We start from the raw sequence: 11,386 nt of genomic DNA, 5'->3' as shown, positions 1-11,386 counted from the left end.
GTCAAAGGTAAAATAAAATACTTATTGTTGGTTTTTTGAGGGAGAGATTGTTGTTTTTTGTAAAAGATGCATTAAAAAATTAATTCGTCATTATATTTCGCTTTAGGTTCTTCTACAGTTAATAGATCAAATTGATTGTAGGAATTAAAATCTTGTATTTTTGATTTATATTTCGTTGCAGTATCCATGTTTTCAATTTCTTTTTTTCTTTGCGTACTAATTTCTAAGTATTTCTTTTCAATATCTATTCCTAAAAATCTACGTTCGGCAAGGTTTGCTGCAATACCAGTTGTGCTACTGCCTGTAAAGGGGTCTAAAATCCAAGCACCTTTTTTTGTAGATGCAAAGATTGACCTAGTGAGTACTGATAGAGGTTTTTGGGTTGGATGTTTTGTGCATGATTTTTCCCAAGGAGCAATAGCGGATAAAGTCCAAACATCTTTCATTTGTTTATCTCCATTTAATATTTTCATTAAATCATAATTAAAATAGTGAGGATTTTTTTTTGATTTTCTTGCCCAAATTATTTGTTCTGTGGAATGAGTGAAATATCGTTTGGAAAAATTGGGTGGTGGATTTGTTTTTTGCCAAGTAATAATATTTAGAATTTTAAAGTCTAATTCAGCTAAAATTTGTCCGATACTGAAAATATTATGCATTGTACCACTTATCCAAATAGTTGCATTATCCTTCATTTTATTCCGTGCTAACTTTAACCATTTGCGATTAAAATCATTGATATAATTAAAACCTTTTGATTTGTCCCAGTGTCCTTTATTTACTGAAACTATTTTGCCATTTTCAATAGTTAGCCCTCCATTTGACAGGAAATAAGGTGGATCTGCAAAAATCATATCAAATTTGTGTTCAAATTGGGATAATAACTCTAATGAATTGCCGTGTAATAGGGTAAAGTCTTTATCATCTGATTTGAAGAATGGTTTTAACATTATTGGGATTCATTTTTTATTTTTTGAATAAAATTTTTAATAGTGTATAAATTGTAAACAAGAGGTATATTATTAAACGCTTCTTCTAATTTGTTTTTAGCAGAATGCCAACCTACACCATCAGTAATCCAAACAAATTCATAGTTTTTGTATTGATTAATTTTAGGAGCTAAATCTGTATATGCCCTTGCAACTTCATTTAATTTTGAACCACCACCATTATAATAATTTGTTTCAATTAAGTATGTTTTTGATTTAGTCTTTATTGTAAAATCAAATTGTTTTACATCTTCGCCAAGACTGTTTAATTTAAGTCTTACTTGTTCTTCAAATTTGATTTCGTTTTGAGTAAAAATTTTGGCAATAGTCTTTTCCATATTCTTACCAACTCTATTTTTTCTTGCGTTTGTGTCAAGACCAACTTCAATTCCAAAAACATAATCAACTAAATTTTTAATTTGTTTTGTTCTAAAAATATGAGCTAATCCCGTTTTTTCTAAAAACTCTATAATAGATTTATCTGTATCAAAATAATTATATAATAAAACAACTTCTCCTTTGTCATTTAAAATGGGTCTATTGTTTCTGACAGCAATGAGGATATTTAAAACTGAAAAGCAATTTTTGTTTTCATTGAAAAGTTTTTTAACTGCACTATTCAAGTCATCTTGACCAATTAAATAATTTAATTGATTTAACTTAATGGCAATATTGTCTATATTTTCTTGTATTTTGGTATAATCAACAAAAAAATCAAGTGTTGAATTTGTTGTGCTTAATTGCTTGATAAAAATTTCAAATGATTTTGACATATTCTTTTGGTTGATTGGTAATAAGTAATTCTGTTAATTCTCCACGTTTTTCGGGATTTGCATTAATACTTCTTTTGGCTAAGACTCTATCTATGTTATACTTTTTGTATAAATCATCAAAAAAATCGTCATTCGGATTTTTACCTTTTACGTCAGAATTACTTAAAATCCATTTATGACCTAATTTATCTATTTTTTCACAAAATTTGGCAAGACGAATTTGTTCGTCATCATTAAACTCATCTTTTGAATATGAATTAAAGCTTGAAGTTTGATTTAAAGGTTTATAAGGTGGGTCTAAGTAGAAAATTGTATTTACTTGAGCTTCTTTTAATGTTTTTTCAAAATCATCATTTAAAACTATGACTTTTTGAAGCAGAGAATTTACAGCTAATAAATTATCTCTATCGCAGATCATAGGTCTTTTGTAGCCACCTATAGGCACATTAAATTCGTTTTTCCGATTTACCCGAAACAATCCATTGAAACAGGTTTTATTTAAAAAAATAAATAATGCCGCTTGGGTTGTTTTATCAGATTGACGAGAGTTAAACAAATTACGTTTTTCATAATAATATTTTTTCTTAGTACCATCATCGTTTAATAAACCATGAAATTCTATTTCCCATTTTTGTAGCACTTCAATTAATTCTTCAACATTATTTTTAATCGTTTTGTATGTGTTAATTAAATCTGAATTTATATCGTTAATTACAATTTTTTCAATGTTTGGATAATTATTTAAAATGTGAAATAATACTGCTCCTCCTCCCACAAAAGGTTCTATATAAGTATATGTTGATTTTTTTATTCCTTTAGGAAAAGATTCGCTTATTTTTTTAATTAATTGAGTTTTACCTCCAGCCCATTTAACAAAAGGTTTGCCTATCATCAGTTCTATAATTTCTCTTTAAATCAAAAGTACAAAAAAATGGGTAATTATCTGAACTTTGTATCGTAGTTCTTTCTGCTCAACATACTTTTGTAATTGATATTAATACAAAAAATGGATAGCATTCCTACTATCCATTCTGTTTAAAATTTCAATAAAAACTATTGGTTTTTTACTATTAGCTTAAAACCTTTTCCATGAATATTAACTATTTCAATGTTTTCATCATCTTTTAAGTATTTTCTGAGTTTGGTTATATACACGTCCATACTTCTTCCCGTAAAATAGTTGTCTGTTCCCCATATTGATTTTAAGGCTACATCTCTATCTACTACTTTATTTTGGTTGTGAGCCAATAGTTTTAATAATTCTGCTTCTTTAGTGGTAAGTTTATTGGTCTCTTTTCCCATGCTTAAAGAGCGTTCATCGTCTATATACTTATATTTCCCTATTATAAACTCACTTTGCCCCTGCGATGGCAAAATAGCACTTTCTACTCTTCTCATTATAGCATCTATACGGAGTTGTAGCTCTTCAAAACTAAATGGTTTAGTTATATAGTCGTCTGCTCCTAATTTAAAACCTTCAAGTTTGTCTTCTTTCATTGATTTTGCCGTAAGAAAAATGATAGGCATTTTAGGTGCTACTCTTTTTATTTCTTTGCCCAAGGTAAATCCGTCTTTTTCGGGCATCATTACATCTAAAACGCAAATATCAAAATAATCTTTATTAAAACCTTTCCAAGCTTTTTCGCCATCCGTAAAAAGTTCTACATAATTATCTTCTAGTTCTAAAGAATCTTTTAAAAGTGTTCCTAAGTTTGGATCATCTTCTGCTAATAGTATTCTATGTTTATATTCTTTCATTGTTCTTTATTTTGTTGTTGGTAATGTTAACGTAAATTTAGTGTATTTATTTAATTCTGATTTAACTTGTACCTCTCCTTTAAGCTCATCTATTATAGTTTTAACATAACTTAAGCCTAATCCAAAGCCTTTTACATTGTGTATATTGCCAGTAGGCACTCTATAAAATTTAGTAAATATCTTTTTTGCATCAGAGGCATTCATTCCTATACCATTATCTGTTATTATAAATATTAACTTATTATTTTCATTTTTAGTTTCAATATTTATCTTTAGTGGTCTTTCTACGTTTCTGTATTTTATGGCATTATCAACCAAATTAGAAAGTACATTGCTCATGTGGTTTTTATCTACTGATACTTTGCTTTTTGTGGCGTTAAGTGAAACGCTTATTTCGGCTTTAGCATCTTCAAGCCGTAGTTTAAATTTATTGATAGTTTCATTAATAAGCTCATGAAAATCTGCTGTTTCTAAATTAAGTTTTACACTGTTTCTATCTAATTCTGCTATTTGTAGTACTTTTTCTATATGCGAACCCAACCGCTTGTTTTCTGTACTTATAATATTGTTATAATTCAATAGTTTTTCAGGGTCTTGTCTTACTTTTTCTTTTTTTAGCATTTCTGTAGCTAAAGATATTGTAGCCACAGGCGTTTTAAGCTCATGCGTCATATTATTTATAAAATCGGTTTTAAGTTCCGATAGTTTTTTCTGACGGTAAATAATATAAATACTGGCACCAAAGGAAACAGCTATAAGTGCAACAAAAAAGAAAGAAAAAGAAAGTAAAGTGCTATTGCTTTTAAGTATGTAAGATTTCTTTTTAGGAAAATCTACCATAAGTATGGCGTGTTCGCCCGTAAAATTATTAGTATGTATAGGCGTTTTGTAAGAATTTTTTTGAGTAGAAGCATTAATTCTTGTAAAAGTGCTTATTATTTTATGAAAAGTATAACCATCAATTAATGCAAAATTGAAAGGCGTATTAATTCCTAAGCGGGTAAATTCAAAATTTAGCGTGTTAGAAATTAGTTGAGAATCAAGAGCTAAATTATTTTTATTGCCATACAAAAACTGCATAGTCATATTTTCTAACAGTTTTTTGTATTCTTCTAATAGTCCTTCGTTTAGTTCGGTTTGTATATCTTTATCTAAGTCAGACGCTTTAACAAGACTATCAATTTCTTGCATAGTTGTTCCTGTAAATCTATAATTGGCTTCATCTTTTTGAACATCTAAATTTATTTCTCCATTTACATATTCAATGCTCATATCTGTATCGCCATTTATGGCTTGAGAAGTGTTGTAAAAATCAGGAATGTATGTATTGTTAATGATGTTATATGCTTGAGCTTCTTCAAGTTTTAGGGCGGTTCTAACTAAAGCTTCGTTTACATATTGGTCAAAAATTTGATTTTGTATAAATAAACCTCTTTTAACATATATAGACTGTATATAAATTAAACCCAAAAGAGCAATGCTCAGTATGGCTATTATCATATATATATGCCAGCGTTTCAAACTTAATGTAAAGATACTTTTAAAACAATATACCTAAAATATGGCTTAACAGTATTTAACCGAAGTAAATAAAAAATCCCTGCCAAAATAATTCAACAGGGATTTACACACACAAAAACGAAAAACGAAATTATATCAATCCTAAATGGTATTAGAAATCAAAATAACTTTTGGTTTCTACAGCTATTATACCGCTGGTAGAATCGCCATATTTTGCAGGTACAGCACCGGAATATACCTCTATGTTGCTTATAGAACTCATAGGAATATTCAAATCGCCATAAGTTCTCATACCATCTATATAATACACTGCTGTGCCCGGTCTGGCACCTTTTATACTTAAACCCATAGGTGTTTCTATTACATTGGGTGTAGTAGCTATGGCTTTTTCTATAGTTCTTATTGGTCCATTTTTAATAACGCCTGCATCTATGGGTTTCACATCAGGCATATCTACTCTAAATAAACTTTTATATACCGTTACCACAAAATCTTCATCTTTGCCAAAAGTATTGGTGAAATTTCCGGCAATACTTAAATTTTGCTCATTATTATTAATACTTATTTCATCAACAGTTTGTTTTTTACCTTGAAAATAAATAGTCATAATATATTTGCCATTGGCAATATTAGAAAAAGAATAGTATCCTTCGTCATTGCTTTGAGCTTGGTAAGTTTTTTGGTCATTTTCTAAAGAAATAGCTGCAAATTCTATTTTTAAATTTGAAGCTTCATCAGTTATATAACCATTAATGCTTCCTTGTGCATAAGAAACTTTAAAGCTTACTAATACGTAAACTACTAAAATGCTGAGTTTAAATGTTAAATTTTTCATAAGGCATAAAATTTGTGGTTAATAATCATAAAGATAATGTACTAATTTTTTAACTTAGTCAGCTAATTGTCAAATTTTAAAATACACCAGTGTAAGTGGAAGAATTTTTATCAGCTTTATTAGTATTTAGCTTTTCAACTGTCAAGTTTATGATGGGCTTAGCTACCTCTTTAGGATTTCAGCAAGGTTTGTTGCCCAGCTATATAAGTACAGTAGGAGGTGGTATATTGGGTGTTTTTGCATTTGCATTTGCCGGAGAAATGCTCAGTAAACTTTATCAAAAAGTTTTTCCTAAAAAGAAAAAAAGAATTTTTACAAAATGGAACAGAATATTAGTAAGAGTTAGAAAAACTTTTGGTGTGCCGGGTATAGCGTTTCTTACTCCTGTATTATCTATTCCCATTGGTATGGTTATAGCTATGTCGCTTACTAAAGATAAGTGGCGAATAGCATTTTTTATGTTTCTTTCTTTTTTAGTATGGGCAACAGTTATCTTTGTGCCGTATTATTTATTCAACATTAATATAAGCGAGTTAATTGCTGGCTTATTTTAAAATCAATTTATGACAGACAATAATTTTGGTAAACCTTCTAATAGTAAGAAGCAAAATTTGCATCCATTAATTTTAGCTTTAGTATTAGCAGGAGGTATTTTGCTAGGCTATATGGTTAGCATTAATACGGTAGAAAAACCTTCTATACTTCAAAAATATAACTACAATAAAATAGAAGATGTAATAAAGTATATAGATAATAATTATGTAGATTCTCTTAATGTAAAAGACCTTGAAAATAAAGCAATAGAAAATTTATTGTCAGATTTAGATCCGCATTCTGTTTATATTCCATCGTCAGAAATGCAAGCTGTAGAAGAAGATATGCAGGGAAATTTTGAAGGTATAGGCGTGGAGTTTAGAATAAGAAAAGATACTATAAGCATAGAAGCTACTATACAAGATGGTCCTTCGGAAAAGATAGGAATAATGGCTGGCGATAAAATTATTTATGTAGAAGATTCATTAGTGGCTGGCGTGGGTGTTAAAAACTCAGATGTAGTTAAAATGCTTAAAGGACCTAAAGGAACAAAAGTAAAAGTAACTATGCTGAGAGAGGGAGATTTAATTCCTTTTTACATAGTAAGAGATAAAATACCTATTTATAGTGTAGATGCCTCTTATCTTTTAAATAAAGAGACGGGTTATATAAAAGTAAATAGGTTTGCTGCAACTACTTATGATGAGTTTTCTTCCAGCTTAAAAAAATTGAAAAAGCAAGAAATAAAGAATTTGATAATAGACTTGCGAGGCAATCCCGGAGGATATTTGCAAGCAGCCGTAGAAATGATAGACGAAATACTTGCTGATGATAAATTGGTGGTTTATACAGAAGGTTTACATCAGCCCCGAGTTGATTATTTAACAGACAGCAAAGGACTTTTTGAAGAAGGAAAGTTGGTTGTTTTAGTGGATCAATTTTCGGCTTCGGCAAGCGAAATAATGGCGGGAGCTATACAAGACTGGGATAGAGGAACTATAATAGGACGAAGAACTTTTGGGAAAGGATTGGTGCAAGAGCAACATTTATTTCCAGATACATCGGCACTTAGGCTAACTGTGGCAAGGTATTATACGCCTTCGGGAAGAAGCATTCAAAAACCTTATGATGATAAAGACAGTTATTATCAAGAATTAGGTAATAGATATGAAGATGGAGAGCTTTTGGGCACAGATTCTTTAGTAGAAACACATCAAGATACGGTTGTGTATTATACCAAAGTAGAAAAAAGAAAAGTTTATGGGGGAGGAGGAATAGCTCCGGATGTTTTTGTGCCTTTAGATACTTTAATGACTAATAATTATGTGGCAAGTTTTAGACAATACATGGCTCCATTTTTATTTGATTACACAACTAAAAATAAAGCTGAGCTTGATAAATATAACATTGATAATTTTGCAAATACTTTCCATGTGTCTGAAACTATGTTTTCATCTTTTATTAAATATGCTCAAAGCAATGGTTTAGAAAGAAAACTTAGTGATAATGCAAACTACAAAAAAGGCGTAAAAGTACTTTTAAAAGCCAATTTAGCTAAGCAACTATTTAAAAATGAGGGTTTTTACAGAGTTGTTAATAGTGAGTCTGAAGCTATTAAAAAAGCTTTGGAGGAGTTTTAGTAGCTGAATTTGTTTTAGTTGTTGATAAGCAAGGTGGGCGAGCCTTTATATTTCAACCAAAAAACAACCTGAACCGCCTAAAGAGTCTATGACGTGTTTTGCCTTTTGTTTGGCTTTTTCTTCTTTATTTTGATTTTACCATGTGGCAAATCAATATCTATTTCAATGTTTCCGGCATATTCTAATACCATTTTTAAAGCGGTAAGCATAAATAATGCTGTAAGTATTATTATTGTAATAATATAGATGAATTCCATTTCAAAAGTGCTTTTTATATTTATATATGAGTAACAGATGCAAATAACTAATTTATTTTTACAATAAGAGAGGACACACATAAATATGCATATTCTGCATGAGAACTACGGTATATTATAGTGCCAATAAACCATATATGCAGTAGATAGTGTAACAACTTTATACTATCAAAGAGGGTGGACAGACAATTTTTCATTAGAGAGGGACAAGAGTATGCACTGTAAACTACGGAGAGGTTGAGATTGCCACAAAAATTATTCCTCCGTCATAATTTTCTCGCAAAGACGTGTGCCTGTTGGTTCGTCTTAATTTCCACCCTTTAGGGGAGTCTATAGAAGATGACCCTAAAGAAGTTGTTAATATTGTTTCAAAATTTCCGTTATGACATTCTAAGATTATCACAAACAAAAAATGCGAGCCTTTGGCTCGCATTTTTTATATTTGTTACAATGGGTTTATTACCATTTCTTTTTCTTTTTAAAGTTGTTTCCACCTTTTATTTGGTTTCCACTTGGTGAGCCCACTCTTATCATTGCACATCTAAATCCTATTTGAGAAGAAGCTTCTTTTTGGTCTAAATATCTTCTTGTTCCCGGAGATAAGTAATATGCTCGGTCATTCCAGCTACCACCTTTATAAACTCTACTTTCGTTGTTTACTAAAGATGTAACACCATAGTTATACATATATTCATTGCCGTTTAATGATTGGTTATCTCCATCTAAATAATCTCTAACATCAGCAGTTCTGTAGTTTCTTCTTGTAGCTACTTCTTCGTCTGTTACTAAACGATATTCTATTTTACCGGTTGTATCATTTTTAGGAGCTATATTTCCTTCATCATCAAGTACTTTAGTTTTAAATACGTTACCTCTAAAAGTATTAAAGTCTTCAGCATCTTCAAAAGTTAATGGTCTGTAAACATCTAATACCCACTCACTTACGTTTCCTGCCATATTAAATAAACCAAAATCGTTTGGATAAAAAGCATCTACCGGAGCAGTAATTGAAGCGTTGTCGTTTAAGTTTCCTGCAAGTCCCATGTTATCTCCTCTACCTCTTTTAAAGTTAGCTAAGAAATCTCCTTGCCAGCCACCTTTGTAATAACGTGTAGTTGTACCATTCCAAGGGTAAATTCTTCTGTCTGTTACTCTTTCTTCGTCTGGGTGAGGTAAGTTTCCTATTAAAGCCAATGCTGCATATTCCCACTCAGCTTCAGTAGGTAATCTGTAGTCCGGCAATAAAATACCATCTTCAAACTGCACTTTTCTGTACTCTTCGCCATTTGGGTCTAAGTTTTTCATTGGTTTTTTACCTTCTACACCTTCGTATTGGTTGGCTAAATAAGCATCAGTATTAAAGTTATCTGCATTTACTTGGTTAGGATTTAATTCTAAAAATCCATCTCTTACCATTATCATTTCGTTAACTCTGTCTGTTCTCCACTCGCAATAATCCATGGCTTGCTCCCAATCTACACCTACTACAGGATAATCATCGTAAGCAGGGTGAGTAAAGTAGTACTCTACATAAGGTTCATTGTAAGCTAACTCATCTCTCCAAACTTCTTGGTCTGGCTCAGCAGCTTTTACAATTTCCGGATAATCTGTACCAAAAGTTCTACCTAACCAGTATAAATACTCACGGTAGTCCAAATTTCGTACTTCTGTTTCATCCATATAAAATGAAGAAACGGTAATTCTTCTTGGGAATGCTTGGTGTTCAAACATAACATCTTGTTCTGTATTTCCCATAACAAAAGTACCACCGGGAATAAATACCAAACCGGGACCTGTTTCTTGTCCCATAAATTTTCTGTCTTCAAAACCGCCCCAGTCAGGATTGTTATATTCCCAACCCGTTGTAGATGAAGAACCTTTTTTGCAAGAGCTTAAACTGAACAGCCCCACAGATGCAAAAATCATAGTAAACGCTAAAAACTTATTTTTCATTTTTTTCTATTTTTATTAGAAGTGTGCTAATTTATAACATTTTTTTTAAAATCCAACTTAAAAGTCTAAATAAAATGGACAAGCTAAAAATGATTGTACCGATTTAGGGTTTAAAGAACTCTCTTCTTTGGTAAAATTAAACACAAAACTCAACTCATGTGAGCCTGCTGTCCCTTTTAATGGAGATACATTAATATCAAATGTATAACCAAACCGAAGAACGCTCTTTTTAAATCCTATACCTCCTATAACGGCATCAAAGTTATTTATAGTATGTCGCATCCACAAACTTAAGTAAATAAAATCATATCCTACTAAACTACCTACGGTAATTTGATTAAAATTGTTTTGATAGGTATATAAAACTTGTGGCGAAATCCAATATTTTTTTTGGTAGCCTTTTCCTAATTTGTAAAATGCACCTGCATTTATGGCTAATCTTGTTCTATTGGTGCTATTGCCAAAATAATCTTTTTCCGGCACTAAATTATGTGCTGCTATGCCACCATAATATTTGTTAGAGAAAAATACAATACCCGTATTAGCATTAAAAAAGTGTTTGTTAAAATTTCCCGGAGGTATTTCTGTAGTGGCATTGGGTACACCTATACTTTGATAAAATCCTGAAAGGGGATTTATTTGGTCGTAAAAAAGCATATCGTACCAATTAATATATCTATGATTATACGAGCCGCCAAGTCCGAGTTTTATACCAAACTTTTTAGAAGCTCTTATTTGAAAGGAATACATAGCACTAACCGTATTTAATACTATTTTATTATTAGAAACTCTATCTGATGTAAATTGAACGCCTACGCCTCCGTGTAGTTTTTCTATATGTTGATCGTAGCTTACATTATAAGTAACAAAACCGCCATTAGGACCATCGCCCAGCTCTGGCCACTGGTTTCTGTAGTTAATAGCCACCCGTGGACCATAAGATATACCCGCCAAAGCATTGTTTAAATGCAGAGGAGCGGCATAAAACTGGCTAAATTCTACTTGCTGGGCTATAGCAAATTGGAATAAGGCTATAAATAATATAAATAATCTACTAAAATTCAACATTGTATTGAACGTGCGAATATATAACGTATTTTGTAACTGAAAAATTATTTCAATTTTA

Annotated in this window: 11 protein-coding genes; 2 read left to right on the top strand and 9 right to left on the bottom strand. The window is 31.0% G+C overall.

What is annotated here, in order from left to right:
• Positions 1–71: 71 nt before the first annotated feature.
• From H6578_09880 to H6578_09855, 6 genes are all read right to left on the bottom strand, one after another.
• On the bottom strand, positions 72–950 hold the full coding sequence (locus tag H6578_09880; GenBank protein ID MCB9227461.1) for a site-specific DNA-methyltransferase: 879 nt from the start codon (positions 948–950) through the stop codon (positions 72–74).
• Complete coding sequence (locus H6578_09875) at positions 950–1,762, bottom strand: type II restriction endonuclease (GenBank protein ID MCB9227460.1); 813 nt, start codon at positions 1,760–1,762, stop codon at positions 950–952. Before H6578_09875 ends, H6578_09880 begins: the two co-directional genes overlap by 1 nt.
• Entirely contained in the window at positions 1,746–2,654 is a 909-nt protein-coding gene (locus H6578_09870; GenBank protein ID MCB9227459.1) for a DNA adenine methylase, read from the bottom strand. Before H6578_09870 ends, H6578_09875 begins: the two co-directional genes overlap by 17 nt.
• 161 nt (positions 2,655–2,815) lie before the next feature.
• A complete protein-coding gene (locus H6578_09865; GenBank protein MCB9227458.1) occupies positions 2,816–3,520 on the bottom strand; it encodes a response regulator transcription factor in 705 nt (234 codons plus the stop codon).
• Between the two features lie 6 nt (positions 3,521–3,526).
• A complete protein-coding gene (locus H6578_09860; GenBank protein MCB9227457.1) occupies positions 3,527–5,020 on the bottom strand; it encodes a HAMP domain-containing histidine kinase in 1,494 nt (497 codons plus the stop codon).
• A gap of 172 nt (positions 5,021–5,192) precedes the next feature.
• Entirely contained in the window at positions 5,193–5,876 is a 684-nt protein-coding gene (locus tag H6578_09855; GenBank protein MCB9227456.1) for a carboxypeptidase-like regulatory domain-containing protein, read from the bottom strand.
• Positions 5,877–5,971: 95 nt separating this feature from the next.
• Between H6578_09855 and H6578_09850 the strand changes: the two genes are divergently transcribed.
• Together H6578_09850 and H6578_09845 are read left to right on the top strand one after the other, a co-directional pair.
• Complete coding sequence (locus H6578_09850; GenBank protein ID MCB9227455.1) at positions 5,972–6,430, top strand: hypothetical protein; 459 nt, start codon at positions 5,972–5,974, stop codon at positions 6,428–6,430.
• Between the two features lie 9 nt (positions 6,431–6,439).
• Positions 6,440–8,050 (top strand): S41 family peptidase, encoded by a 1,611-nt coding sequence (locus H6578_09845; GenBank protein ID MCB9227454.1) that lies wholly within the window; start codon positions 6,440–6,442, stop codon positions 8,048–8,050.
• Positions 8,051–8,136: 86 nt separating this feature from the next.
• Here H6578_09845 and H6578_09840 read toward each other — a convergent pair whose 3' ends face one another.
• From H6578_09840 to H6578_09830, 3 genes are all read right to left on the bottom strand, one after another.
• On the bottom strand, positions 8,137–8,307 hold the full coding sequence (locus H6578_09840; GenBank protein ID MCB9227453.1) for a hypothetical protein: 171 nt from the start codon (positions 8,305–8,307) through the stop codon (positions 8,137–8,139).
• Between the two features lie 459 nt (positions 8,308–8,766).
• Positions 8,767–10,260, bottom strand: coding sequence for an SUMF1/EgtB/PvdO family nonheme iron enzyme (locus tag H6578_09835; GenBank protein MCB9227452.1), 1,494 nt, complete (start codon positions 10,258–10,260; stop codon positions 8,767–8,769).
• Positions 10,261–10,317: 57 nt separating this feature from the next.
• Complete coding sequence (locus H6578_09830) at positions 10,318–11,328, bottom strand: PorP/SprF family type IX secretion system membrane protein (GenBank protein MCB9227451.1); 1,011 nt, start codon at positions 11,326–11,328, stop codon at positions 10,318–10,320.
• Between the last annotated feature and the right edge of the window lie 58 nt (positions 11,329–11,386).

It is taken from the genome of Chitinophagales bacterium (assembly GCA_020635995.1).
Lineage (GTDB): Bacteria > Bacteroidota > Bacteroidia > Chitinophagales > UBA8649 > JAFMKE01.
This window is presented reverse-complemented; position numbering and strand designations above follow the sequence as displayed.